The organism is Roseburia sp., assembly GCF_041325975.1.
GTDB lineage: Bacteria > Bacillota > Clostridia > Lachnospirales > Lachnospiraceae > Roseburia > Roseburia rectibacter.
In genome coordinates this window covers 490,046-516,777 of sequence record NZ_JBGLEJ010000004.1, presented here as the reverse complement: position 1 = coordinate 516,777, position 26,732 = coordinate 490,046, and the positions used below count along the sequence as shown (strand labels likewise).

Annotated in this window: 26 protein-coding genes; 18 read left to right on the top strand and 8 right to left on the bottom strand. The window is 41.4% G+C overall.

What is annotated here, in order from left to right:
• The first annotated feature begins 1 nt into the window (after position 1).
• The 4 genes from ACDD58_RS05690 to ACDD58_RS05675 all read left to right on the top strand — a co-directional run bounded on the left by ACDD58_RS05690 (position 2) and on the right by ACDD58_RS05675 (position 3,839).
• A complete protein-coding gene (locus tag ACDD58_RS05690; protein ID WP_117921015.1) occupies positions 2-760 on the top strand; it encodes an ABC transporter ATP-binding protein in 759 nt (252 codons plus the stop codon).
• Positions 761-778: 18 nt separating this feature from the next.
• Positions 779-1,489, top strand: coding sequence for an ABC transporter ATP-binding protein (locus tag ACDD58_RS05685; RefSeq protein WP_118210172.1), 711 nt, complete (start codon positions 779-781; stop codon positions 1,487-1,489).
• Between the two features lie 12 nt (positions 1,490-1,501).
• Positions 1,502-2,125 (top strand): AAA family ATPase, encoded by a 624-nt coding sequence (locus ACDD58_RS05680; protein WP_370776343.1) that lies wholly within the window; start codon positions 1,502-1,504, stop codon positions 2,123-2,125.
• Positions 2,126-2,696: 571 nt separating this feature from the next.
• Positions 2,697-3,839 carry an aldo/keto reductase gene (locus tag ACDD58_RS05675; RefSeq protein WP_370776340.1) on the top strand — a complete coding sequence of 381 codons (1,143 nt, stop codon included), beginning with the start codon at positions 2,697-2,699 and terminating at the stop codon, positions 3,837-3,839.
• Here ACDD58_RS05675 and ACDD58_RS05670 read toward each other — a convergent pair.
• Complete coding sequence (locus tag ACDD58_RS05670; protein WP_186900112.1) at positions 3,834-4,484, bottom strand: TrkA family potassium uptake protein; 651 nt, start codon at positions 4,482-4,484, stop codon at positions 3,834-3,836. The genes ACDD58_RS05675 and ACDD58_RS05670 overlap by 6 nt on opposite strands.
• Before the next feature lie 15 nt (positions 4,485-4,499).
• Positions 4,500-5,843, bottom strand: a complete 1,344-nt coding sequence (locus tag ACDD58_RS05665) for a TrkH family potassium uptake protein (protein ID WP_370776339.1) — start codon at positions 5,841-5,843, stop codon at positions 4,500-4,502.
• A gap of 120 nt (positions 5,844-5,963) precedes the next feature.
• On the opposite strand from ACDD58_RS05665, the gene ACDD58_RS05660 reads away from it, so the two are divergent.
• The 4 genes from ACDD58_RS05660 (at position 5,964) to ACDD58_RS05645 (ending at position 8,380) form a co-directional block, all read left to right on the top strand.
• The gene (locus tag ACDD58_RS05660) at positions 5,964-6,572 is read left to right on the top strand and encodes a hypothetical protein (RefSeq protein WP_117921008.1); all 609 of its coding nucleotides are present in this window, start codon (positions 5,964-5,966) and stop codon (positions 6,570-6,572) included.
• Positions 6,573-6,596: 24 nt separating this feature from the next.
• Positions 6,597-7,133: a DUF1653 domain-containing protein gene (locus ACDD58_RS05655; RefSeq protein ID WP_117921007.1), complete on the top strand. Its 537-nt coding sequence runs from the start codon at positions 6,597-6,599 to the stop codon at positions 7,131-7,133.
• 84 nt (positions 7,134-7,217) lie between these two features.
• Complete coding sequence (locus ACDD58_RS05650) at positions 7,218-7,823, top strand: methyltransferase (protein ID WP_370776334.1); 606 nt, start codon at positions 7,218-7,220, stop codon at positions 7,821-7,823.
• Positions 7,820-8,380 (top strand): SAM-dependent methyltransferase, encoded by a 561-nt coding sequence (locus ACDD58_RS05645; protein ID WP_370776332.1) that lies wholly within the window; start codon positions 7,820-7,822, stop codon positions 8,378-8,380. The genes ACDD58_RS05650 and ACDD58_RS05645 overlap by 4 nt, the downstream gene beginning before the upstream one ends.
• A 59-nt stretch (positions 8,381-8,439) precedes the next feature.
• On the opposite strand, the gene ACDD58_RS05640 is transcribed toward ACDD58_RS05645, so the two are convergent.
• On the bottom strand, positions 8,440-8,886 hold the full coding sequence (locus ACDD58_RS05640) for a CYTH domain-containing protein (RefSeq protein ID WP_370776330.1): 447 nt from the start codon (positions 8,884-8,886) through the stop codon (positions 8,440-8,442).
• 658 nt (positions 8,887-9,544) lie between these two features.
• Here ACDD58_RS05640 and ACDD58_RS05635 point away from each other — a divergent pair.
• Positions 9,545-10,105, top strand: coding sequence for a DJ-1 family glyoxalase III (locus ACDD58_RS05635; RefSeq protein WP_370776327.1), 561 nt, complete (start codon positions 9,545-9,547; stop codon positions 10,103-10,105).
• 150 nt (positions 10,106-10,255) lie between these two features.
• On the opposite strand, the gene ACDD58_RS05630 is transcribed toward ACDD58_RS05635, so the two are convergent.
• The 3 genes from ACDD58_RS05630 to ACDD58_RS05620 form a co-directional block, all read right to left on the bottom strand.
• On the bottom strand, positions 10,256-10,477 hold the full coding sequence (locus ACDD58_RS05630; protein ID WP_015559764.1) for an alpha/beta-type small acid-soluble spore protein: 222 nt from the start codon (positions 10,475-10,477) through the stop codon (positions 10,256-10,258).
• 334 nt (positions 10,478-10,811) lie between these two features.
• Entirely contained in the window at positions 10,812-12,065 is a 1,254-nt protein-coding gene (locus ACDD58_RS05625; RefSeq protein ID WP_370775537.1) for a transposase, read from the bottom strand.
• A gap of 302 nt (positions 12,066-12,367) precedes the next feature.
• The gene (locus ACDD58_RS05620) at positions 12,368-14,116 is read right to left on the bottom strand and encodes an IS1634 family transposase (protein WP_370775937.1); all 1,749 of its coding nucleotides are present in this window, start codon (positions 14,114-14,116) and stop codon (positions 12,368-12,370) included.
• 451 nt (positions 14,117-14,567) lie between these two features.
• On the opposite strand from ACDD58_RS05620, the gene ACDD58_RS05615 reads away from it, so the two are divergent.
• The 9 genes from ACDD58_RS05615 (at position 14,568) to ACDD58_RS05575 (ending at position 24,462) form a co-directional block, all read left to right on the top strand.
• On the top strand, positions 14,568-15,029 hold the full coding sequence (locus tag ACDD58_RS05615; protein ID WP_370776324.1) for a GtrA family protein: 462 nt from the start codon (positions 14,568-14,570) through the stop codon (positions 15,027-15,029).
• A 67-nt stretch (positions 15,030-15,096) separates the two neighbouring features.
• Entirely contained in the window at positions 15,097-16,074 is a 978-nt protein-coding gene (locus ACDD58_RS05610; protein WP_117921002.1) for a glycosyltransferase family 2 protein, read from the top strand.
• Between the two features lie 8 nt (positions 16,075-16,082).
• Complete coding sequence (locus ACDD58_RS05605) at positions 16,083-17,027, top strand: glycosyltransferase family 2 protein (protein WP_117921001.1); 945 nt, start codon at positions 16,083-16,085, stop codon at positions 17,025-17,027.
• A 26-nt stretch (positions 17,028-17,053) separates the two neighbouring features.
• Complete coding sequence (locus ACDD58_RS05600; protein ID WP_370776321.1) at positions 17,054-19,087, top strand: InlB B-repeat-containing protein; 2,034 nt, start codon at positions 17,054-17,056, stop codon at positions 19,085-19,087.
• A 135-nt stretch (positions 19,088-19,222) separates the two neighbouring features.
• Positions 19,223-20,317, top strand: coding sequence for a DUF3048 domain-containing protein (locus ACDD58_RS05595; protein ID WP_241070894.1), 1,095 nt, complete (start codon positions 19,223-19,225; stop codon positions 20,315-20,317).
• Positions 20,318-20,438: 121 nt separating this feature from the next.
• Entirely contained in the window at positions 20,439-21,170 is a 732-nt protein-coding gene (locus ACDD58_RS05590) for a toxin-antitoxin system, toxin component (protein WP_241070895.1), read from the top strand.
• An 11-nt stretch (positions 21,171-21,181) separates the two neighbouring features.
• Positions 21,182-22,315 carry a hypothetical protein gene (locus tag ACDD58_RS05585; RefSeq protein WP_370776318.1) on the top strand — a complete coding sequence of 378 codons (1,134 nt, stop codon included), beginning with the start codon at positions 21,182-21,184 and terminating at the stop codon, positions 22,313-22,315.
• On the top strand, positions 22,305-23,384 hold the full coding sequence (locus ACDD58_RS05580) for a hypothetical protein (RefSeq protein WP_117920997.1): 1,080 nt from the start codon (positions 22,305-22,307) through the stop codon (positions 23,382-23,384). The genes ACDD58_RS05585 and ACDD58_RS05580 overlap by 11 nt, the downstream gene beginning before the upstream one ends.
• Positions 23,385-23,427: 43 nt before the next feature.
• Positions 23,428-24,462 carry an acyltransferase gene (locus tag ACDD58_RS05575; protein WP_186900120.1) on the top strand — a complete coding sequence of 345 codons (1,035 nt, stop codon included), beginning with the start codon at positions 23,428-23,430 and terminating at the stop codon, positions 24,460-24,462.
• A gap of 84 nt (positions 24,463-24,546) precedes the next feature.
• Here ACDD58_RS05575 and ACDD58_RS05570 read toward each other — a convergent pair whose 3' ends face one another.
• Positions 24,547-25,593 carry an acyltransferase family protein gene (locus tag ACDD58_RS05570; RefSeq protein WP_186900121.1) on the bottom strand — a complete coding sequence of 349 codons (1,047 nt, stop codon included), beginning with the start codon at positions 25,591-25,593 and terminating at the stop codon, positions 24,547-24,549.
• A gap of 113 nt (positions 25,594-25,706) precedes the next feature.
• Positions 25,707-26,726 (bottom strand): hypothetical protein, encoded by a 1,020-nt coding sequence (locus tag ACDD58_RS05565; RefSeq protein WP_117920995.1) that lies wholly within the window; start codon positions 26,724-26,726, stop codon positions 25,707-25,709.
• Positions 26,727-26,732: the final 6 nt, after the last annotated feature.

Below are 26,732 nucleotides of genomic sequence, written 5' to 3'. Positions count from 1 at the left end.
CATGAGTTTATTGGAAGTAAAAAATCTTGGTATCTCCTTTGGCGGTCTGCGTGCAGTAGACGGATTTCATATTTCGATTGAAAAAGGACAGTTATACGGACTGATCGGGCCGAACGGTGCCGGAAAGACAACTGTATTTAATATGTTAACCGGTGTGTATACACCAAATGACGGATCTATCACATTAGACGGAGTTGATATCACAGGGAAAAAGACCATCGATATCAACAAAGCAGGAATCGCCCGTACATTCCAGAATATCCGTCTGTTTAAAGACCAGTCAGTGCTTGATAATGTAAAGATCGGTCTGCATAATCAGATCACATATTCTACGCTGACAGGAATCTTACGTCTGCCAAAATACCATCAGGCAGAAAAAGAGATGAATGAGAAAGCAATGGAACTTTTAAAAGTATTTGATCTTGAAAAAGAAGCAGATTTTCTTGCGTCCAATCTCCCTTATGGTAAACAGAGAAAACTTGAGATCGCAAGAGCACTTGCAACGAATCCAAAACTTCTGCTTTTAGATGAGCCGGCTGCCGGTATGAACCCGAACGAGACAAAAGAGCTGATGGAGACAATTCATTTTGTAAGGGATGAATTTGATATGACAGTGCTTTTGATCGAGCATGATATGAAACTGGTATCCGGTATCTGTGAGAAACTTACTGTATTAAACTTCGGACAGGTTTTAGCAGAGGGTAAAACGACGGAAGTATTGAATGATCCGCAGGTCATCAAGGCATATCTTGGAGAATAGGAAAGGAGATTTTAAGTTATGGCAATGCTTGAAGTAAAAAATCTGGAAGTATACTATGGCGTGATCCAGGCAATCAAGGGAATCTCCTTTGAGGTCAATGAGGGTGAAGTCATTGCGCTGATCGGTGCAAACGGTGCCGGAAAGACAACAACATTACAGACGATTACAGGTATGTTAAGCCCGGCAGCAGGTGAGATCATTTTTGAGGGATGTGATATCTCAAAGATTCCGGGACACAAGATCGTATCCATGGGAATGGCGCATGTGCCGGAGGGACGTCGTGTATTTGCAGAGTTATCCGTATATGAGAACTTAAAACTGGGTGCATACACCAGAAAAGATAAACAGGAGATCGCAGAGACTTTAGCGAAAGTATATGAGAGTTTCCCACGACTGGAAGAGCGTAAAAACCAGCTTGCAGGAACCTTAAGCGGTGGTGAGCAGCAGATGCTTGCCATGGGTCGTGCGCTGATGTCAAAGCCGAAAATCATCCTGATGGATGAGCCGTCCATGGGACTTTCTCCGATCCTCGTGGAGGAGATTTTCCACATTATCCGTGAGATCTCTGCAGGTGGAACAACGGTTCTTTTAGTAGAGCAGAATGCAAAGAAAGCGTTATCCATTGCTGACCGTGCATATGTACTGGAGACCGGCAATATCGTTCTCTCTGGTGATGCAAAGGAAATGATGAATAACGAATCGATCAAGAAAGCATATCTTGGAGAATAGGGGGATGCAGCAATGAAAAAAACAGTGATTACAATCGCAAGAAGTTACGGCAGCGGCGGACGTACGCTGGGTAAGCTGCTCGCAGAAGAACTTGGAATTAATTGCTACGACAGAGAGATTTTAAGAATGGCATCCGATGACAGCGGCATCAATGAGGCGCTTTTCGGACAGACCGATGAAAAATTAAAGAAATCACCTTTGTTTCGTATTGCACGCAAAAATCCGTATAAGGGCGGTGTGATTCCGCCGGAGAGCGCAGATTTTGTATCGGATGACAATCTGTTTAATTATCAGGCAAAAGTGATCCGTGAGCTTGCAGAGGAAGAGTCCTGTATCATTATCGGAAGATGTGCGGATTATGTGTTAAAGGATGATCCGAATGTGCTCCGCCTGTTTTTCTTTGCACCGAAGGAAGATTGTATCGTCCGTGTAATGGAGCATGACGGAATCACCGAGCGGGATGCGGAGAAGAAGATCGAAAAGATCGATAAGCACCGTGCGGATTATTATAAATATTATACCGGGAATGACTGGTATGATGCGAGAAACTATGATTTCTGTCTGGATACGACTTCCATGGGATATGAAAAGCTGGTGGAAGTTGTGAAGAATTTTATTAAGGTGTACCAGAGTTAGGGTGCGGGAAAGGAAAAGCAGGGCGTGGATGGCTCTGCTTTTTTTGTGGGAGTGGGGTGGCTGGGTTTGCCGGCTGGTGCGGTGTGTTGGCAGGGGCACTAAGATTTTCTAATTCCCTTCCAAAGTCACCCCAGCCGAAAGCCCCCGCCACCCGCCCCTCCCAGCCGTCAAACCCAGCATCTCACGCCGGGGTGTGGGCGTCGCCTTGCCGGCCGCCCACGGGGAGTTGTAGAGCGAGTCGTGCTGACCGCCTGCGTACCTGCATGAAAAAGAATACTATACAGCTTTCCTTTAGGTTGTTATAATAAAAAGAAAGGTTTGCCAACGCGAAACTCTCAAGAACGTAGCGTAGTTGTGCGGCGGGCACCTGTTTATAAGAAGGTGCTGGGGAGCCGTCGGTACTTAGCGACCGTATTTTGGTCGCTTAGTATCCGCTACGAGCGACACGCAGCGAGAGCGTGCCTTCGTTAAACAGGTGCCCGCCATACAACGACCACCACAACCTGCAGAAGAGTTTCGCCCAAGACTTTATGTTTTATTATAACAACCCAAAAGAAAGGGGCACACACAAATGAGCGAGTTAACTAAAGAAATGCCAAAGAAACTGGGATTCGGCTGCATGCGTCTCCCGGTAACCGACGGCAGCACAGAAAATATCAACGACGCAGCGTTCTGCGAGATGATCGATTCCTACCTCGAACAGGGATTTAAGTACTTTGACACCGCATATCCATATCACAATGGCAGATCCGAGGAAGCAGTCGGACGCTGTCTGGTACAACGGTATGCGAGGGATCGTTTTTTCCTTGCGAGCAAGATGCCGGTATGGCTGGTCAAAGAGTACACTGACTACGGAAAGTATTTCGAGGAACAGCTAAAAAAATGCCAGGTAGAGTATTTTGACTTTTATCTTTTACATGCCATGAATAAAGACCGGGTCAAAGAGGCGGAGAACTTAGGCGGATTTCAGTTTGTACAGAGCATGAAAGCGGAGGGAAAGATCCGGCATATCGGATTTTCTTTCCACGATAAGGCAGATGTGTTGGATGAGATTCTGACAAATCATCCGGAGATGGAGTTTGTGCAGCTTCAGATCAATTATTATGACTGGGAGTCTGAGAACGTGCAGTCACGCAAATGTTATGAGGTGGCAGAAAAGCATGGAGTACCTGTGATCGTGATGGAGCCTGTCAAGGGCGGTACGTTAGCAAATATGGTCGGAGAGCCGGCGAAGATCTTAAGTGCACTGGATGAAAATGCTTCCTATGCATCTTATGCGATCCGGTATGCGGCATCACTGCCGAACGTGATGCTGGTGTTAAGCGGAATGTCCGATCTAAAGCAGTTACAGGACAATACGGCTTATATGAAAGATTTTCAGCCGCTCACGGATAAAGAGCAGCAGGCAATCGGAAAGGTGGTGGAAGAACTCGAAAAACTTCCAACGATTCCTTGTACCAACTGCCGTTACTGTGTGGAGGGATGTCCGAAACAGATCCGTATCCCGGATATTTTTGGAGTCTACAACATGGGTGTACAGTTTGGAGTGACGGATGCGGCGCGGGGGTCTTACCGCTGGCAGATCGACGGAAGCGGTAAAGCCGGAGACTGCATCAAATGTGGAAAATGCGAGGCACAGTGCCCGCAGCATCTTGAAATCCGGAAACTGTTAGAAGAGGCAGCAGACGTTTATGAAAAAGAAATGAACTTATAATTTCTTCAAAATCTTTTCCATATCCCGCTGATGCCCGATGATCATCAGATGTTCTTCTTTACGGAACACATACTCTGCATTCGGCATCAGTTTCATGCCGTGTTCAGCTTTGATGCCGATGATATTTGCATTATATTTGACGCGGACATTGACGTCTTTGATCGAATGACCGATCCACTCCGGCAGAGGGGCGATTTCATAAATGGAAAAATTATTTCCGAGTTCCACATAGTCAAAGACCTGATTTGCAGAAAAACGAACCGCGACTTTTTCTGCAATATCACGGTCTGGATAAATCACTTCATCCGCACCGTTGCGCAGTAGGAACTTTGCGTGGATATCACGGTTGGCCTTGCTGACAACATATTTTGCCCCAAGATCTTTTAACTGGCTTGTAATCTCAAGACTGCTCTGAAAATTTTCACCAATACAGACAAAACAGTAATCAAAGTTTCCGACACCAAGACTTTTTAAGACTTTTTCGTTGGTACAGTCGCCAATCTTAGCGCTGACCACAAGGGGAAGAAGGTCTTCTAAGCTTGCTTCGTCTTTGTCAACGATCATGATCTCATTGTCTAGTCTGGCGAGATCCTGACATAAATGGGTGCCGAAACGTCCGAGTCCGATAATTAAAATTGATTTCATAAGTAAATTCCTTTCTCAGCCGATGTTGATGCGTTCTACCGGCTGCATGATATGTGTTAGTTTTTTATGGTCGGTAAAAGAAAGTGCAAAGGAAAGACTTCCAAGGCGACCGATATACATCAGAAAAATGATAATAAGTCGTGAAATAAAATTAAGCTGACTGGTCAGTCCGGCTGTCATTCCCGCAGTACAGATTGCGGATATGACTTCAAAAAGCGTGTCACCGACAGAGAAACCCTGCATGCCGCAGATTGCGAGCGTTGCGGCAAGTCCGGCAAACAGATAGGTACAAAGCAGGGCGGATGCTTTTGTGATCGTATCATCTTCGATCCTGCGGCCAAAAATATTTGTCCCGGTCGTTCTTAAGAGTGTGGAGCGCAGATGCAGGAGCAGAACAAAAATGGTTGCCATTTTGACGCCGCCCGCCGTGGAACCGGAACCGCCTCCGATGAACATCAGGATAATGGTAAGCAGTTTGCCGCCCTCCGTGAAAGCACCAATGTCAAGTGTATTAAAACCGGCTGTTCTTGGTGTAATCACACTGAAAAAAGAACTGCAGATGATGCCTGTCGTGCTCATATCGGCGTAAAGATTATTTCGTTCCAGCAAATAAAACAGTAAAGCTCCGCCAAATACCAGAACTGCCGAAAAACTCAAGACCATTTTGGTCTGCAGGGCATATTTTTTAAAGTGCCATTTGTGGTCAATGATATCACTCCAGACGATAAATCCGATGCCGCCAATCAGGATTAAGGCGCACAGCGTAAAGCTGACCACAGGATCGTCATAATAGGCAGTAAAAGAAGAATACGGCTTATATTTTCCCATGATATCAAATCCGGCATTACAAAAGGCTGATATGGAATGGAAAATGCTGTAATAAAGTCCATTCGAAAATCCCATTTTAGGATAAAAGCGGGTAAATAACAGCAATGCACCGATGCCTTCGAATAATACAGTACCTTTTAGTACGCGTTTGATCAGGCGCACTGCGCCGCCGATATCCAGAACATTAAAACTTTCCTTGATCCAGCCACGTTCTTTCAAACCGATCTTCCGGCGCAAAACTAAAGAGACGGCAGTGCCGATGGTAATAAAGCCAAGTCCGCCGATCTGAATTAAAAGCAGCAGTACAAGCTGCCCGAAGATGGACCAGTGGGTATAGGTATCGACTAAAATAAGACCGGTGACGCAGGTGGCACTTGTTGCTGTAAAAAGTGCTGTGATAAAAGGGGTAATTTCACCGGTGCGGGAAGAGCAGGGAAGCATCAAAAGACATGTTCCGCCTAAGATAAGCAGAAGAAAACCAAGTGCGATCAACTGCATGCCAGAGAGACGCTTTAATTTTTTTGGTAACATATATCCTCCAAAGAGTAAAATTTTGTTGAGAAACGTATATTAAAATATTATAATACGAATAGTGAACTTTGTATATATAACATTTTTACGAAGTTAAAGAGGAGAGGAGCATGAAAAGTTATGGATGATTTGTTTGGTCTGATTGTGATAATTATTGGCATTGCAGCAGGGATTTACAGTGATAAAAAGAAAAAAGAAGGAGTGCAAAAGAAAGCGGCTGTGCCGAATCAGCCTGGCGGAGGAAGAAAAAATGTACCACAGACACAGGTTTCTTATGGTGGTCATGCAGGAAGACCGGATATTATTGCGGATGCGGCAAATGCGATGCAGAGAGAATTATCTGCAAGACAGCAGGAATTAAAACAGAGACTGCAGCAGAAGTATGGCACGGTTGCATCGAATGCGGCAAAGTCCACGCAGGCAGCGAGCCCTGTTTCAAATCCCGGGAAAGATACTATTTTAAGCCGTGCAGATTTAAACGTCAATGAAAATCAGACGGACGAACTGCGGGAACAGTTTTATGAAAAAACAGGGGAACCGCCGAAAAAGGTACATGGGGAGTGTGAGGAAGAATGTTCCCTGATGGATCAGGTCAATGATCTGATGATCATGGGATATCAGGCGAATCTGAGTTTTGAACGCGATTTTGTGGCAGAAGGAGTGGAGATGTTAAACCGTTTTGAGCTGCCGGACGAAATTGCGGGATTGACAGAAGTACATACGGCATAAGGCGAAAGAAAGGACAGCAACAGTATGGCAGAAAGAATACCGGTAAGTGGCGAGATCTACCGCCATTTTAAAAATAAATTATATCAGATCGTAACGATTGCGACACATTCTGAAACAGGAGAAAAACTGGTCATTTACCAGGCGTTATATGGAGATTTTGGCGTGTACGCAAGACCGCTCTCCATGTTTACCAGTGAAGTGGATCACGAAAAATATCCGGAGGTTACGCAGAAATACCGGTTTGAGCTGGTGGAGCGGGAGAAGAAAGAGGATGTGCAGGATCAGAGTGGAGATACCGGCACGCAGGAAAATAAAAGTGTTCCGTCTGATACAGAAGAGCAGGTAGAACCGAAACTTATGGAGTTTTTAGATGCGGATTCCTTTGAGGAAAAGTATAATATCCTGATATCCATGCGCGATATCATTACAGATAAAATGATCAACAATATGGCAGTTGTTTTAGACGTTGTGATCCCGGAAGGAGATCTCGATGATCGTTATGAGCAGCTCAAACAGTGTATCCGCACCAGACAGCGTTTTGAGAGCACACGGCTTAGATGATTCATGTGTGGATCCTGAAATCAGGCAGGAGCGGCAGAGTGACAGGACAGAGAATTAACAATACGCATGAAATATGGAGATTACATGGTTTCAGAAGAATTAAAATCAAAATTACAACAGATCACGCAGCAGGAGGTTTACAAGATGATCGTCAGCAAACCCTCTGACAAAGCTGCAAAATATCGTAAGATCGAGATCGAAAAAAAATCGTCCGGTTATCAGGCAGCAGCCTATACGCAGAAACAGGTTTTTCATGAAAAAATAGAGCCGGATAGACTTTTGAGCTATTTGTCAGAGCGTGTTGGCAGTGAATTTTTACAGTTAAATGCCTGGGATGGCAACAGTGAATATATGCTTTTGATCTCGAAAAAAGGAAAAGTGACTTACCGCTGTAAGAAGCAGGCAGAGGGCGCCGCAAAAGCGCAGGAATTCCATAACCGCAAAAAGAAATATCTTTTGGAAGAGGGAACCGTGATTCCGCCGCTGGTTGATATGGGAGTTTTTACGGCAGAGGGAAAAGTAGTCCGTACCATGTACGATAAGTTTCGTCAGATCAATCGTTTCCTTGAGATCATCGAGGACGGAGTGCGTGATTATCCGTATGACCACTTAAATATCATTGATTTTGGCTGTGGAAAGTCTTATCTGACATTTATTCTGTATTATTATTTTTCAGAAGTAAAAAAATGAATGTACAGATCATTGGACTTGATCTGAAAGATGAGGTTATTAAAAACTGTAACCTTGCAGCAGAAAAATACGGCTATCAGAATCTGCATTTTGAATTAGGTGATATTAACGGCTATCAGACACCATTTCCGGTAGACATGGTCGTAACATTGCATGCCTGTGATACAGCGACAGATTATGCGCTTTACAATGCCGTGCAGTGGAATGCAAAGATGATTTTTTCCGTGCCATGCTGCCAGCATGAGTTAAACGGACAGATAAAGACAGACCAGTTCTCACTGCTGACACGTTACGGCATCATTAAAGAGCGTTTCTCAGCGCTTGCAACCGATGCGATCCGTGCAAACCTGTTAGAGGCATGCGGATACAAAACACAGCTTTTAGAGTTTGTCGATTTTGCGCATACGCCAAAGAATATTCTGATCCGTGCAGTACAGAAGAAAGTTGTGCCGCGTGCGGTAAAACAAAATTATCTCACAGAAGTGGAAAATATGATGGAGGAGTTTCATTTTACACCGACGTTGTACAGACTGCTCAAAGACAGCAAAAAAATATAAAAAGTAAAAATGGGTGTGGCTGTTTTACCACACCAATTTTAAATGCAGATAACGAAGTGTCAGGAAAGTCTGCTTAACTGGCTGTTATGATATTTGCCGGAGAATGTTACATCTTCCCCAAACCATTCCGGGGGAGTAAAGCTGTTTGCTTCTTCTTCAGTCTCAAACTCTACTTCTGCGAGCAGCAGTGGGGCTAAATCTCCTTCAAATACATCCAGTTCGATCGTGTATTTTGGTGCAAGCGGGATCAGATAGCGGCGCTTTTTGATCAGCCTGCCATCAATCTTTTCTTTCAGATGAAGAAATGCTTCCTCACTCAAAGGCAGATTACATTCTTCGCGCACCATCATTCCCTTGCCTTTGTAGGTTAGAATATAATCGTCATTGGAACGGCGGATACGCACGACCGGGTTAGTGTTTAAGTAGCCCTGTTCGATCACTTTACAGGCATACTGTTCTAAGTGGTCAGGTAAGGTTTTTACCAGATATTTGCGTTCGATTTCCATGGTAGAGAACTCCTTTTTGTTATTTGTGAAATGATTTTAAAGGGATGTAGGAAAACAACATCGCTGTATATTATTATACCAGTTGTGCAGGTAAGAAAAAAGAAGATTTCGATAGAGGTTACAAAGAGACAAAGAAAAATATTTACAAATATAATAGTTGATTTCGCATGAAAGTGGAAGGCTTTCAATTGGGTGGCACGCACCTAAATAAACCAGTAGCAGTATTAACAAAGATAAAGGTCTTGCGTAAGCAGGACCTTTTTACGTAGGAGAAAAATGACAGTTAATTCAAGACTTTCTGATAGTGAACTATTGGATGCAATTTATAGAGCTGCATATGAGTACTCTAAATTAATTGGTAATTCCTAAAAATATAGATGAGTTTATGAAACGAAAATATAAGATAGTATTAGTATTACAAAAAAGTAAGTCACAGGAAAAGTACGGAATGGTTACAGCAGAGATAAAAGGAGGGACTTTTAAAAGATATGCATAAGGAGTTTCCAGATAATTTGAAGGAATTAATTACTATAGATAAATAAGAGCATACATGCAGAAAACAGGTAGCCATTGACCACAAAAAAACAGTTTGTTATACTTTATTTAAATTATTAAGCTGAATGTGATACCGTACATAAAAGAAAGGCAGGCAATATTTATGAGTAAAATTGGAATTTTCATGGCAGACGGCTGTGAGGAAATTGAAGGACTTACCGTAGTTGATATTGTGCGTCGTGCAAAAATGGAGATCGTTATGATCTCTGTCACCGGGAAAAAAGAAGTAACAAGCTCCCACGGAGTTACTTTTTTAGCAGATGTACTTGCAGAAGAAACAGGATATGAGGATTTGGATGGAATCGTGCTTCCGGGTGGAATGCCGGGAACTATACATCTGCTGGAAAATGAAACTGTCAATGCGGTGATCCGCAAGTTCGCAGATGAAGGAAAGTTAGTTGCCGCGATCTGTGCAGCTCCGAGTGTATTAGGTGCAGCAGGACTGTTAGAAGGAAAGCATGCAACCTGTCATCCGGGATTTGAGGAAAAATTGACCGGTGCTATGACCAGCGAGGACGAGGTCGTAGTAGACGGCAACATCATCACAAGCCGCGGCATGGGAACAGCGATTCCATTTGCATTTGAGATCGTGCGTTACTTTACCGATGATGAAACAGTAGAGCATGTCCGTCAGGGGCTTGTGTACCGTGCAAATGAAAAATAACGGATCGCAGGCATCAGGCACAGAACAGATCATCGTGAATAAATAGAAAAAGTCTCCACATCACGCCATGGATGTGGAGGCTTTTTTACTTCCGGCAAATTGTTTTTTTACTTGTGGGAAGTTGATTTTTACTTCCGGCAAGTTGTTTTTTTACTTGCCTGACATCTGCTCTTCCTGTTTCATGATCATTTTTTTGACCATCTCGCCGCCGATGCTTCCTGCCTGTGCAGAAGTAAGGTCACCGTTGTAACCTTCTTTTAACGGCACACCGATCTCGCTTGCTACTTCCTGTTTAAAACGGTTCATAGCTTCTTTTGCCTGTGGTACAGCCATTTTGCTGGTGTTAGAACCAGAATTGTTAGATCCACTCATGGATTTCACCTCCGTAAATTAGTCTGTTATTTGTTGTAACTATTTAGAATAGTTACTGTTTGGTATTAGGATTTACAAGTAAGAATTACTGTATGTCCTAATTCTATTATTTACAAAGAGAGGAAAAATATGATGGAAAATTCTGAGAAAATCGGGAACCTGCAAATGATTCAGGTCTTGAGTTTCCGCAAAATGTAATCAAAACATGATTACATCTTCCCAAAGCACCAATCTGTCAGTTTTTTTGATATTTTAGATTGACAGTTCTATGAGTAGAGGCACTTTAATAAGCCCCACCGGAATCGGGCTTTGGGAGATGTATTCTTTTATCTATCTAAGCGGTCAGCTTAAGGCAGAGTTGACGATATGCCGGACGTTTTGTCCGAAACCACAGCCTGACGCCTTCTTTTGCATATGATAGTATGCCGGAGATACCTTTGGCTAACCGGTAATAGCAGAAATGTACCTTTTCCTTTACAGGGTCTGCTTTTTGTATGATTGCAACCTTTAGTGCATGCGTTTCTGGTTTCATGGACATATGTGCCAGAAATGCCATGCACAGGGTAATATAAAAATTCAGGGCATTGATTGCAGCGAGCTTCCTCACACGGAAGTTTTCAAACTGAAACATCTGCTTCTTACAGCGGAAATATTCCTCAATGCGCCATCTGGAAAAGTAAGTCAGGGCGATATTTACCACGTCTTCTTTGGATTTGATTTTCTTATTGGTTGCAAGCATCATGGGATGTTCTGTAATGCCGTAAACCAGTACGAGATAAATATCTTTCTTTGAAGCGGTAATCTGTACTTTCACATGAGAAAGATAGGCATCATGCTTTTTACCCTTGTATGTCAGGGCAGTTTTAATCTTACCCTTTCTCTGATTACGAAGCTGTGTGGCAGGAACCCATTTTCCATGGAAGAAGAGTTTCCTTTTGGCAGTAAGACGGATGACATAGTCTTGTTCCAGTTCATCAAGTTTCAGAAACATCTTGTTGTCATCGTAGCCTCTGTCCATGGCAAAGGTTGCTTTGCCAAAGAGAGCTGCACCACGTTCCATTGCAGAAAAAGTAACATCATTTATAGAGGTAAAATGTTTTTCTTTTGAAGAATGAATTTCTGAAAAAATACTGACAGGATGATTATTTTTAGTGAGAACACAGGCTTCTGTTACATGATATCCTTTTTCATAAACTGTTTTGGAAGCAGTACTTTTAGAGCCATCTCTGACAAGTCCGAGAGCTTCAAATTTGTAACCATCAGGCTTTACAACATCGCTGTCATCAATGTGTATGACAGGTTCTTGCGGAGCCCATTTACGGATGGCAGTAAGATAAGATTTAAGCGCGGTGGAGGAAATGCCATTGTTTAAATGTCTGGTCAGCCGTTCAACAGAATTGACCTTTTTGGAATCTTCGTGAAGCTGATCCACAACATCGGTTAAAAGACAGCTTCTGGAGGCAAGCATACCATAAGTCATCTCGGCAGAAAACTTTTTGTCCGGCTTGGACAGGTGTTTTGAAATTTTATTTGAAAAAGTTAAAATTTCCCGTTTCAAAGTATAAGTATTTGTTGTAGAATTAAGCATAAGGAGTCCTCCTGATTTTTGTTTAGTATCTTTTTGATTAGACACCTTAATTTTACTACAAAACAGGAAAGGATTCCTTATATTTTGGGCATTTTTTGAAAGTTGTTTATGACGATGATTATGAAAACGGGGCTTTGTGGATAAAAGTACGGAAACTCAAGATGATTCAGGTTCGTTGACAGCAGACCATGAATACTCTATAATCTCATTTTTGACAGTTGATTAGTTAATAAAGTGCCACAATCCCTGTAAATACAAGGGGTGTGGCACTTTTATCTGCATACACGAAATATAGTAATGTTTTATCTCCGCTTACTTTTTTTCTGAATTCCTTTTATTTTCCGTTTTGTTATGAATTGATAGTCCGTTCTGAATCCGCAGGTTTCATGGAGATCGTCAGTGATTTCCTGACGCTCATATACCGGCATGAAGCCCTGTTCTTCTATATCCGTAAATTTTATGTCTTTTAAAGTGTGAAGTAATTGTTCTGTGGTATAAGTCCCTTTCAAGGAGCGGTTTAATAACCGGAAATGTAACAGAGCAAGAAAACAGGTAAGAAAATGAGCCTTAATTCGGTCTTCACGGTTTAAGTAAACGGGTCTGGCTTCAAAGTCTGTTTTCATAGTTCTGAAACAGTCTTCAATCTGCCATCTTCCTTCACTGACTTTTAAGATATCTGCAACGTTATCATCAAGCAGGTCTGTACATACCGCATAAAGCCCGTCATACATTTCTTCTTCAGCAATCTTATCCGTATCGAGATAATAGTGGATATTAGCTTTTTCTCCTTCGTTGGTTACAGCTACCTTATTTACAAATCTTGCAGGATCATTTGGATTTTTGCGCTGTTTTTTTAGAGAGCCATTTGCAACCATTTTTTCTGCCCGACAGATCTGCTCCGCACGGATGGATTTCTGATAAGCGGCATATTTAGGGGAGTAGGTTATGATCAATCTTTGATCCAGTTTTTTTGTTGTAAATGGTTCGTCTTTATAATAAAGCTGGTTCTTGTCATCATCTGTCAGTTTTGTGAGGTCAACAGGTTTATCATCTGAGAGACGTTTAAAGCCAGTTTTCTTTAAAGCCCATGCCCGGTCTTCAGCAGGCAGCTTTTTGATGGACTGAGTGACAATAAATGCCCTCTGTCCCATGTGATTAAGAACACGGTTATCCTCAGAAGCAAGTCCGGCGTCACTGCAATAGATAAACTTATCACAGCCGAATTGTTGGAGAATCTTTGTTTCTAAAGGTTTTAAGGATTTCTGCTCATTTTGGTTTCCAGGAAAGAGTGAGAAAGCCAAAGGTATTCCGTCACCATCCGTAAAGAGACCCATTTGAATAATGGGATTCGGACGGTGCTCTTTGCTTTTTCCGTATTTTTTATCTCCATTTTCCTGTTCGATTTCAAAGTAGTAGTTTGTGCAATCATAATAAAGGATCCGATCCATTCTGTCACCGAGAAAAAAGCTATTTTTATAAACTTCTGATTGAATAAAATCCATTTCAGAAGCAAGAACAGAAAGAGCTCGGTACACATCATGAAGTTCATAAGTGGGAGGCTCAAGGAACTGTTTTGCTGCTCGGAAAGAAGAACTTTTGCTGGAAGGTTCCAGGACCCTTGTATAAATTAAATCAGATAAAATCGCATTAAGATCATACTCGAATTTATGTCGGCTTTTGATTTTTCGGCAGATAGAATCGAGCTTAAGCCCATAGTAAATAGACTGAAGAAAAAGATATCCGCCAGAAAAAAGTTTCTGCTTATTATAGTCCATGAGTCTGTTGGAATGAAATGGGATCATGACAGTAGCATCCTCTTTTTCACTTTTATATTTCAGTGTTTCAAGACGAGCTTGTTCATTTGCCCATTCAACAACTCCGTCACGATCCGTGTGGAGCTGCGCTGATAATTCAGCTAATGTACCTAATTTTCGGATGGTTTTGGAAGTACTTTTCCCATTGGCATTTGTATAGGACTGAGTGATGTAAAAGGACTCAGAATTTTTTGATTTTGATGTTGTTATACGCACAATAATCACCTCTGTCACCATTATACAACATATCACCAAATATTACTATATAATAAAAATAAAAATTTGACAAAAAAATAAGTCTATTTCAAGGCTTTGCGGTACGTTTTTGCATTTCAATGTGTCAAACTCCCGTGTCCGGCTTGGACAGGTGTTTTGAAATTTTATTTGAAAAAGTTAAAATTTCCCGTTTCAAAGTATAAGTATTTGTTGTAGAATTAAGCATAAGGAGTCCTCCTGATTTTTGTTTAGTATCTTTTTGATTAGACACCTTAATTTTACTACAAAACAGGAAAGGATTCCTTATATTTTGGGCATTTTTTGAAAGTTGTTTATGACGATGATTATGAAAACGGGGCTTTGTGGATAAAAGTACGGAAACTCAAGATGATTCAGGTTCGTTGACAGCAGACCATGAATACTCTATAATTAAAAAGTTATGATAGAGTTGCACGAAAGAACGGAGGAATATATGGATACAAAGAAACAGGATATATTTGACCGGCTGATGCATCTGCCTGTTTTAAATATTTTTGAACCATTTTATAAAAAACATAAGGAAATGCTATTATATTTATTTTTCGGTGGACTGACATTTGTGATAAGTGTTATCACATATGCCTTTTTTAATGTTTCACTTGGAATGAATGAGCTTGTTGCCAACATTTTTTCCTGGATCTTAGCAGTTTTATTTGCTTTTTTTACGAACCGTATCTGGGTATTTGATGGAAAGACGAATGGAGCAAAAGAATTTTTTGTACAGATGATGAACTTTTTTGGCGGACGTGTTGCAACGCTGCTTGTGGAAGAAGTGATACTTTTTGTGTTTATCACAGAGCTTGGATTTGGAAGTATGGCAGTTAAGATAGTGGCACAGATTATTGTAATCATATTGAATTATGTGATCAGTAAATTGTGGGTTTTCCGGAAATAAAAAGGTATATCCGGGTAAGGAGCAGAATCGAAGGGTATGTCTGTGCAGAGAAAAAGGGAGAATGTCAATGAAGGCAATCTTATATATTGTAATTCCGTGCTATAATGAAGAAGAAGTTTTACCGGTAACTTCCGGTCTTTTTTTAGAGGAATTATTGTTGTTGATTAAGAAGGAAAAGATAAGTCAAAAGAGCCGTATCCTTTTTGTGAATGACGGGAGCAGGGATCGCACATGGGAGATCATAGAGAAACTTGCCAGAGAAAATCCTTATTTTATCGGAATAAGCCAGAGCCGCAACAGGGGACATCAGAATGCGGTTCTTGCGGGACTGATGGAGGCAAAAGATGTCGCTGACATCACAATCTCAATTGACTGTGATGGACAGGATGATATTGCGACAATGGAAGCAATGGTAGACGCTTATTATGATGGTGCAGAAGTGGTTTATGGAGTCAGAAGTAAGCGCGATACGGATACTTTCTTCAAGAGGCTTACGGCACAGGCATTTTATAAAATTTTAATATGGATGGGGGTGGAGACCATTTACAATCATGCGGATTACCGCCTGGTTTCGGCGAGGGTTTTAAAAGAATTTGCCGGATTTAAGGAGGTAAATCTGTTTTTACGGGGAATGATCCCTCTGGTTGGATTTAAGAGCACAAGTGTTTTTTATGAGAGGCACGCGCGGATTGCGGGCAGATCACATTACCCACTTGCAAAGATGGTCAATCTCGCGATTGATGGAATCACAAGTTTAAGTGTAAAACCGCTGCGTCTTATTTCTGGTATTGGTATCGGAGTATCTGTATTAAGTTTTATTGGCGTTTTGTGGGCGGTCATTACACAGATCTGCGGCAGAACTGTGACCGGATGGGCAAGTACGATCTGTGTGATCTGTTTTATGGGAGGTGTACAGCTCGTCTGTCTTGGCGTGCTGGGTGAATATATTGGAAAAATCTATATGGAAGTCAAGGCGAGACCACGTTATATCATCAGCGAACGAACATGGATCAAACAAAATAAGAATGAGGAAAAGGGAGAATAGAGAAACATATGAAAATTTCATTGATTATTCCGTGCTATAATGAGCAGGAAGCGTTACCGATTTTTTATCGGGAAACAAAAAAAGTGATGCAGTCCATGGACTGTGATTATGAGATGATTTTTGTCAATGATGGATCAAAGGATGGTACACTGGGGCTTTTGAAAGAGTTCGCAAAAGAAGATGATCATGTGACTTATATCGGATTTTCCAGAAATTTTGGCAAGGAAGCTGCAATGTATGCCGGATTTTGTAATGTGACCGGTGATTATGCAGCAGTAATGGATGCAGATATGCAGGATCCACCGGCATTATTGCCGCAGATGCTCGATATTTTGGAGAATCAGGAATATGACAGTGTGGCAACACGCCGTGCAACAAGAAAAGGAGAGCCGGTGATCAGAAGCTGGTTTGCAAGAAGATTTTACAGTCTGATCAATAAGATCTCAGATGCAGACATTGTAGATGGTGCGAGAGATTTCCGGCTGATGAAACGCAGTATGGTTGATGCGATCGTTGAGATGGGAGAGTATAACCGTTTTTCGAAAGGTATTTTCGGGTGGATAGGGTTTAAGACATACTGGCTTCCATACGAAAATGTCAATCGCGTTGCCGGAGAAACAAAATGGAGTTTCTGGAAGTTATTTAAATATGCGATCGATGGTGTGATTAATTTTTCACAGGCTCCGCTTTCCATAGCATCCTGGTTTGGAATGTTTATGACATTTGTATCATTTATAGCAGTTGTGTTTATCGTTATCCGCAAACTGATCTTTGGTGATCCGGTGGATGGCTGGGCGTCAACGGTATGTATTATCACGCTGATCGGCGGCATACAGTTATTTTGTATGGGGATTATGGGACAGTATATCGCAAAGACATATCTGGAAGTCAAAAAAAGACCGCACTATATCGTTTCGGATACGAACCGTGAGGATATGGAAAAGGTTAAATAAGGTATAAACGAAACAGGAGGTCAGGTATGAAAAAAAGAGTATTGGCAATGTTTATGGCTGCCTTAGTCTCTGTGGGGACTGTGCTTGCACCGGCAGACATGGGGAGTGCTTACGCAGCAGAGGTAACGCAGGAAGAAACGGAGAAAAGTGCTGCCGAGGCTTTGCTTGAGAATGAAACACCGGGAGTAACAGTCGAAACAGAAACCTCTGAAACGGAAGAAATACAGACGACAGAGGGGAAAGAAATACCGGAAACACAGATGGTTGAAGAAACATCCGAAACCGAAGAAGCAGCAGAGACACAGACAGTCGAAGTAATTGCTGAAACCGAAGAAACGGTGGATGTGCAGACAACAGGGGAGAATGAAGCAAGATCAGCCACACTTTCGGAGATGCCGACGGGTCTTCTGCCGTTTGAAGCAGTTGGTGAAATCACACTGGATCGCGAAACTGCGGAAGAGGAAGAAGCAGAAAATATTTTAAAATCATCTGCTTATTATAACAGTACCTGGGAAAAATATGGAAGTTATTATTTTTATAATCAGTTAAGCAGTAAGGAAAAGGCATACTGGGATGCTTTGAATAAAGTTTGTTTAAAGTATATGACAACACAGGCAGATGCAGCAAAATACAATATCAGTGGGACAACTTACTATTATATTGATATAGTAGGCAGCAGTTCGCTGTCATTATCGCAGATGGAGGAGGTATATCAGATCTTCCGTTATTCAAATCCACAGTACTATTTCTTAAAGAGTGCATACTTAAAAAGTGGAACTTATGGTATTGCAGGCTGTGTTTATCCTGCATTTGCAAATGGTTCCGCACGTGCAGCTGCAACAAAAAAAGTGCAGAGTCAGGTTTCATCCTGGCAGAAGAAGATCGATGCATGTTCAACAGATGAGAAAAAGGTAAAAATGATCCATGATCTGATCATTGATAAAGTGGAATATAACCAGACCTTATATGATAATAATTTTAAAGATGAGGATACGGCATATTCCCAGTCTGCCTACAGTGTATTTTGCACAGATCTGACGGTATGTGCGGGATATTCACAGGCATTTGAGATGATGTGCAATGGCTCAGGAATCGATGCCGTAGCAGTAACAAGTTACTATCACGAGTGGAATAAAGTGCGCCTTAACGATTCCTGGTACAATGTAGACTGTACATGGGATGATGCGGACGGAACCATTTACTATGGTTATTTTGAAAGAAGCGATAATTATTATGATACAGTAAATTATAGTTCCTATGTTTTCCATGCGGAAGAAGATATCTGGGAGGGTTACCTGCCGGCATGTACGATCGATTCCGGGGCGACATCCACAGCACCGGGAACGATTGCCACAATCACTCAGACAGTAGCAAAGCCAGTTATTTCAGCGTCGGTAAGCGGTACCTCCTATAAAGTAAAAATAACATCGAAAACATCTGGGGCAGTTATTTATTATACCACAGACGGAAGTGAGCCAAATGCGGCATATTCAAAGGGCACACGTTATACGGGAGCATTTACAGTTTCCCCTGGTAAGACGGTGAAGGCAGTTGCAGTCTGCAATAAATATGCGGACAGCAGTGTTTCATCGAAGAAACTCGCAAAGCTGACAACTTATAAGATCACATTCAAGAGCAATGGCGGCAAGGGAAGCATGAGCAAGCAGAGCATGGCAAAAGGTGTTTCCACCGCGATCTCAAAAAATAAGTTTTCAAAAAAATATTACACGTTTGCGGGCTGGAAGACCAAGGCGAACGGAAAAGGAAAGTCTTATAAAAATAAACAGAAGATCAAGCTCACAAAGAACATTACCCTGTACGCACAGTGGAAACTCACAAAATATAAGATCACCTATAAGCTAAACGGTGGAAAAAATGCGAAGAAGAATCCGACTGCATATACATACAAGACCTCGACGATCAAACTGAAAAATCCGACAAGAAAAGGGTATGTATTTAAGGGATGGTATTTAGATAAGAAATTTAAAAAGAAAGTTACTGTCATCAATAAAGGAAGCAGCGGAAATAAGACACTGTATGCAAAGTGGAAAAAGAAGTAATTTATGAATTACAGCTTTTTACCTTAAGGTTTTCTTAAAACGTGAAAATAAGATGGTAAAAAAGTCTTAAAGGGTGGTATAATAACAGAAACGGTGCGCAAAATGCACAAATAATTACTTTGAGAGGTATTTAGTTTGAAGAGAAGAGCGATTTTAATGCTGACTGCACTTGCAATGACAGTATCCATTACAGCATGCGGCAGCAAAAACACAGACGAGACGGCAGCTGATTCGACAGAGGTTGCCATGACAGAAGCAGGAACAGAGGAAACCGAGACTGAAAGTGAGGAAGTGCTTCCAGAGGGGATGTATCGCAGCGAGCTGACAAACGAACTGATCGATGAGAGTCTTAAAAATCAGAGACCGATTGCAGTCATGGTGGACAATGAGTCTATTGCATTGCCACATTATGGATTATCCCAGGCAGATGTTGTTTATGAGATGATGAACAGTACATTAAACGGCAGGATCACCAGATTTATGGTACTTGTCAAAGACTGGGAGAATATCAAACAGTTAGGAAGCATCCGGAGTGTGCGCCCGACGAATATACTGATCGCATCTGAGTGGAATGCAGTTATCTGTCATGACGGAGGTCCTTTCTATATTGATGAATATATGGCAGATCCGAGTGTGGATAATTTTAGTGGTACTTTCTCCCGTGTGGATAACGGTAAATCAAGAGAGTATACCGAATATATCTTACCGGGCGATCTGGACAAGAACTTTGAGAACAGCGGTGTGTCCAAAGAATATACCTCCTATTATGAGGGTCCACATTATCAGTTCGCAAGTGAGAGTAATCCGGTGGATCTTTCATCAGCGTCTGATGCAATTGATGCAAAACTGGTAGATCTTCCATTTCCTCATAACGGTTCTTATTTAGAGTACAATGCAGATGACCAGCTCTATTATTATTCAGAGTATGGTAAAGCACATGTAGATCCGGGCAATGACAACAAACAGCTTTGCTTTAAGAATCTTCTGATCCAGAGCTGCGGATATACACAGTATGATGAACACGGTTATCTGATCTTTGACTGTGTCAGTCAGGGTGGAGGATATTATGTGACCAACGGAAAAGCAATTCCGGTTACATGGAAAAAAGAGAAAATGACTTCCCCGACACGTTATTATGATGCGGCAGGTAATGAGATTAAGATCAATACAGGTAAGACTTATGTCGGATTTGTTCCGGTAGATGACTGGCTTGATCTTGTAATTGAATAAGCAGATTGAAAAAATCCGTATTTCAGAAATGAAGTACGGATTTTTTTATATTGTTTTTAGGCTTTTAAAATCATGTGTTTTGCGGTAAAATGAAAAATATATGTAGTCAGAAAGCAGAATTTTGGCAGAAGCAAATGAATGGAAAGAAAACGGAGAAGCTGTAGTGGATAAAAGTACATTTGAGACGGACAGAGAATATACGGTATGGGAGATACTGAAGGGAAACCTTAAAGTATGGTGGCTGATGCTTGTTGGAGCACTGGCAGGAGCAATGCTTTTGGGTGGGTATAAATATTATTCAAACCGTTCTTATATTTCTGAAAAAAATTATGAGGATGATTACCGTGTTATGGCATCTTTATTTGTGGAGGAATACAGTACAGAGAGTGCTGCAGAGCGTGTTGGAACCGTGATCACAGTGGCAGGCAGCCGCAGTACCTATGAGAAGATGAAACAGTTAAGCGGATATGATATGGAATATCTGGCATATCAGGATATGTTTGATTTAGAGCAGAATACTTCTTCGGCTGTGATCACAGTGCATGTGAAATACCCAAGAACCTATGGAACATTTTCATTGGAAAATGAAAGTGATGCCCTGGAATTTGCCGGATATCTGTTAGAGGCAATAGAAGATACGGTACAGGAGAGTATTGGTAAAAACGGAGTACATGTATTAGATGCGCCATATGTGGCAGATGTTCAGCAGAGATATCTTGCTTATGCGCCTACTATACAGGAATTTAAACAGGAAATTGCAAAAGCAGCAGTGGCGGGGATATTTTTCGGAATCCTAATAGAGGTGGCAATTTATGCAGGAATATGTGTGTCTGGCAAAAAGAGAGGAATATAGAGGGATAGCAAATGAATACGGTAAGAACATTTTTAAAAAATGCTGACGTAAAAAAAATCGGAGTTGTCTCTTTTTATGCCTATTTTGCAATCAACGTACTGATGAAAGCATTTTCCTACGATCATGGTGACAATATCTATAAATATTTTTTTTATACAGCGATCTTGTTCTGGAGCATCAAAATGATATTTACGACATATACCATGCGGGAAGTATTCTGGATCGCAGGTATGATGGGAATCGGAGTGATGCTTTCCGTGATCACAAGACAGAACATGTGGCTGCTGTCGATCATGACGGTGGCAGCGATGAAGAACTGTCGTTTTTCTGTGATTGCACAGATCGCAGTGTGGATCCGTTGTGTGGCAGCAGTGATACTGGTGGGAGGTTCTTTGATTGGAATTTTTAATATCGGAGAACAGACTAAACTTGATTCGGGCTATGTGGAACAGCATGTTTACGGATTTGCAATGGGGGAACCGAATACAGCGTTTCTGACGATATTTTTGGCGTTACTTCTGGTATTGTATTATAATTATGAAAGATTAAATATACTGTGGTTTGCTGTGACTTCGCTGATCGCACTTGTTTTTTACAAGATGACATTTTGCAGGACGGGTGTGCTTGTATTCTTTTTCTGCTGGGGGCTGATCTTATTTGAAAAGATTGTAAAAAATAAAAAAATAAAGTCTGTACTGGTGTGCTCGGTGCCGGTCGGTGCAGCATTTTCCCTGCTTACAACACTTTTTTATGATGGAAATAATGCATTGCTTTATAAGATCAATCATCTCGTTTCGGGAAGAGTTTATATCATGAATACTTATTATAAAGATCAGGGATTGTCTCTGTTTCCACGTACGCAGGCAGTTTTTTATACGAGTTATCATGGACTGATCGACAACAGCTATATGAATGTGACATTTTACGCAGGTATTCTTGTGGCGGTACTGTTCTTTGTGATCATCTTTAAAACTATGATAAGACTGTACCGGATGGAGTGTTATAAAGAACTTGTAATGATAGGAACTTTAGCATTGTATGGCGTGTTAGAGCAGTTTGTGTTAAATGGATTTATGAATATATTTTTACTTTTGTGCGGAATGTTATTATATCCGGGCATAGTGGAGGAAAAACATGAAAAATAATATTTATGTGTTAAATCAAAGACAGGATGAGACATTTGATGCAGCAGGCAAAGCAATGCGGGATGTGTTTTCTGTGCTTGCAGATAAAAATGCAAAGATTATCTGGAGCGTACCAAAACACTGCAGTAAATATTTAAAGCTGTTAGATCTGCCATATCTGGTTTTGTTTTTACTGTTTCACGTGAACAAAAACGACAATGTATTTTATTCGATTCCGGAGAATCATTTAAAAATCCGTCTGTTAAAAAGCCTGCAGCGTGTAAAAAAATACCGGATCATCTGTTTTGTCAACGATCTGAATGCATTCCGCTATGACGGACAGACCGATGGAGATCCCGGTGAGGTAAGGGCGCTTGCAGCAGCGGATAAAATTCTTGCACCGAATGTCAATACTGTTTCCATGTTAAAGAAAAACGGTATTTCTTCGGACATGATACCGGTCGGAATCTGGGATTACCGGATGAATGAGACACAGATCGCTAAAATCCGTGAAATATCGCATGCACACAAAAAAGAAAATGAAGTAAAAATTGCATTTGCCGGCAATTTAAACAAATCAGAATTTTTATCTGTCATGGAGATACCTTCTGATGTCAGAATGGAATTATGGGGAAAACTTGATCCGGAGCGTGAAAAAACGCTGGCAGATGGGTGTTATTATCACGGAATATTGTCTTCCGATGAGATACCGTTCGCAGTTGCAGAGATGGATTATGGATTAGTCTGGGATGGCAGCGGAAAAGATGAGATCGAAGGCGGCCTGGGTGAATACCTTCGATACAACAATTCACACAAATGTGCACTTTACCTTGCGTCAGGTCTTCCTGTTATCGTATGGAGTCAGTCAGGAATGGCATATTTTGTAAAAGAGCATGCCTGCGGTATCGTTATTGACCGTCTCAGCGATCTGGATCAGGTACTCCGTGAAGCAGATTATGAAAAAGTGAAAGAGGCAGCACTTACCGTTGCCCCGAAACTGTGGGAGGGCTATTACTTAAGCAAAGCGATAGATACAGCTTCATCAAAGCACAGGATTGAAGCAACCGGGAAGGCGGATAAGGATATGTAAGTGTTTTGTTTATTCCATTATACACAAAGGAGAAAAGTTAGTTATGAAAAAGAAATATTACCTTGAAGCCATCCGCATTGCTGCGATCCTGATGGTCATGTACAATCATTCTGCAGCATTTATGTCATTTTCTGTTCAAAGTGGCGTCGAATATGCAATATCGTTTTTCCTTTCCATGATATGCAAAGGTGCGGTACCACTGTTTTTCATGGTATCCGGTGCACTTCTGCTCGGAAAAAATGAGAGTGGAAAAGACTTATTCCAAAAAAGGATTCTTCGCATGATTTTCGTAATCGTGCTGTTTTCATTTTTATATTATCTGAAACTGGTATTAAAAGGAGAGCGTCCGTTTACACCGTTTTCTTTCCTTTTATCCCTGCCATCAGATCTTGTTTATCTGCCATACTGGTTTTTATACAGTTATCTTGGCGTGCTCACTATTTTACCGATATTACGTCCGCTGGCACAGAATATGACAAAAAATACCTTCTGGTATCTGATCATTCTGCAGTTATTGCTTGATTGCCTGAAACCTACAGCGTGGGTATTGTGGGGATATGGACTCTGCGGATACTATAATTTCGGCGGACTGTTCCAGTATGTTATTTTTTATCCGCTGATCGGATATGGGTTAGATCAATATTTCAGTGAGAAAAAATTTGTGACGCCGCAGAATATAGGAAGAAACCTGACTGTGATCGCTGCGGCAGTTCTCACGCAGATGATGGTATATAAAGATTACCTTTCCGTTGGAAATTACCAGGAAGTATATCTTGGCACATGGCTGTCTGTCCCGGTCATTGTGATCTTCTTAAATGCAAAACTTCTCTTTCAGGAAGAACGTCTGTCTGAGCACACGAAAAAAGTTCTGGGATGTGTCGGAAGCTGTGTATTCGGATGTTATCTTTTAGGTGGATTTATCGGAACAGGGGGAAGACTGGATATCATTGCAAATACATTAACCCCTGTGATCGGAATGCTGCCGGCGTACATCATTGAGATCCTGATTGCTTTTCTGATCGAAGTGGCAGTTACGCTGGTTTTGAAGAAATTGCCGGTATTCCGGAAATTATTGTAGGAAATGTAATTAGCAGGATTTTGGAAAAAAGAGGTGTGCCGGGAAATTCCGGAACACCTCTTTTTGTCTTTTAAGTGAACATCATCAGGCAAGAAAATACGCCATTAACTTTTCTGCTACAGTTCTTACCACATTTGCACCCCACATTACCACGCGGTTGACCACATCCACGATCCATGGCTCTAAACGTCCGATCGTCGCTTTACGTACTTCATTGAGCAGACATGCAATTACCATGATCGCAAGCACATAACCGATCGCAGGGAATACTAAAAACCATGATCCTGCATAAGGTTTAAGATCGATCCATTTCAGCAGAAATGTCTGTACCGTTCCGTCTAACACATAAATGGCAAGTACATTTCCTGCAGCACGGTTGATAAAACGGCTGTGAAAATGAATCTCCCGAAACAGCAGCAATACCATGACAGAACCGAATATAATGAAGATCGAGCAGTCACGGCAGAAGGTCGTATAGAGTTTTCCACGAAGAAACGTCAGCGAACTGTCCGCAAGGAAAATAAAGCCAATGCTAAGAAGCAGCCCTGAAAGAAGGCGATGAACATTGTGGCTGCGGTTATGATAGAGTGAAAGGTAACGTCCGAGCAGATAGATCATAACCATGTGAACTAACCCTTTTCCACCGTCCTGCATGATCTCAAAAAATCCGAAAGTAGGGATCACAGAGAAAAGAAGCAGCAATATGGCAAGCAGCTTCCTAAAGTTTTCCTTTGATAGTTTTTCCGGGATCTGGTTTAAAAACGGTGTTAAAAAGCAGAGGAAAAAGTAGCAGCTGATAAACCAGTAATATCTTGAAATTACAGGAATACAGGATTTAATCAGTGATTTTATGCCAAAATTGCCGACGGCGATCGTACCAAATACCGTAAAAAAGATGATCATGAGATCAAGCCGGATCAGTTTTTTGAAATCAAAACGGATACCAAAATAACCGGAAATTAATATAAAACAGGTAACTCCCATGTTAAAAATGGAATTGACCAGTACATGGATCTCTGTGTTAAGCAGTGATACAGATGTATCAATACCTCCGAAAGTGTGCATCATCAGGATACCAAAGATGCATAATAAACGTAATAATTCAAAATTCGAAGAACGTTCTTTGGACATGATGTCTCCATTTCTGCCCGTGCTGCGGGGCATTAGAAATTTTTGCACAGATTATGTTTTGTATGGTGTTCTGTGCATTTTTTGCAGCAGAGTATTACAGATCTATACAAAGATCATGCTTTCTGGCTGCGTCTGATCTTTAGTTTCTGCTGCCACTTTGTATTGCCGTGTTTGATATCCGCAAGTCTGCCGCGGCATTTTAACATATAGGTCACAAACTTGGCATGTGCGGAATAAGACTGGTTTTCATAGATTCCTTCCATGAAGATTTTTGTGATATCAACAAAGTGAAGATTCAAAAACCAGGTTTTTTCGTGTCCGTCGATCGTATAACAATAAGGTCTGCCGTTTTCCCAGTGAAGATTTTTCACACTTAAGCGTTTGATATATTCATACTGGTGTTCTAAGTAGCCGGAAGATTCGCCGACAGAATTATCAAATACGCTGTGGTTCGCATCGTCTTGTAACAGGTTTAAATATTCGCCTTCCGGAAGAGATGAAACCCAAAGGTGCAGCAATGCCATCTCGCCGACACCACCGTACATGCCGAATTTGCGGTGGACATCCCATTTTTTCATCAGGATATCTTTATGATTTGCATACATATCGATACAGAAATCCGTAAATTCACGAAGACCTTCCGTGGTAAAATAGGAAAATCCTGCGCAGGTTTTCCATTTTAGACCGTTACCTTCTTCAAGCATTGCAAAATCCTGTAAAAGCGGAGTCTCGGCAGCTACCTTGCAGTGACGGAACGGTTCATATTCACTGACATTTAAATAAAGCAGAACATCACTGTCGATGATGACACATTCTTCAAAGGAGTTGCGCTCTAAATACTCTAATATAAGGAAGAAACGTTTGAAGATTCCTTCTGCCCACGCAGTCGGATAGGTAGAAAGATTTTCAAAAACAGAGTGGAACTTTGTCCATTTTTCAGTGATGAAATCATTCGCATTATGCCAGTCGTCACACCAGGCTTTGTTGTATTCATCGCCTAACAAAACAACTTTTTCATTATATTTTTTTGCCTGTGCAATACAGTATTTTAAATATTCCTGGTTCTTTTTTCCGGCAGCCTGTGCCTTTTCTCCGGTTTCATGGTGAACCATAACAGGAATAATCTTACTCATAATAAT